Raw genomic sequence first — 239 nt, 5'->3', positions numbered from 1 at the left:
CACCACGGGGGCAAACACGCGCAGCAGAGCGAGGCGTGAAGTCCTCACGCCCAGCCCCGTCGCAGTGTGGTTGCCGAGCAAGGCTACGTCTGCGGCGCGTGCGGTAAAGAGCAGCAGCGCAAACGCTGGCACTGTCCAGGCAGCAGCGATGCTGACCAGCGTCCAGCTTGCCGCATGCAGGCTCCCCGCCAGCCACAGCATCGCCGGCTGGACGTCGCGCACGTCGGCGGTCGTCATAA

At 67.8% G+C, this 239-nt stretch carries 1 protein-coding gene; it reads right to left on the bottom strand.

Features of this window, described 5'->3' with window-relative positions:
* A partial coding sequence (locus tag RTW80_RS30665) for an iron chelate uptake ABC transporter family permease subunit (RefSeq protein WP_312722023.1) occupies positions 1-239 on the bottom strand: 239 nt, incomplete at both ends.

This window comes from Escherichia sp. AM3 (genome assembly GCF_032029835.1).
Lineage (GTDB): Bacteria > Pseudomonadota > Gammaproteobacteria > Enterobacterales > Enterobacteriaceae > Escherichia > Escherichia coli.
This window is presented reverse-complemented; position numbering and strand designations above follow the sequence as displayed.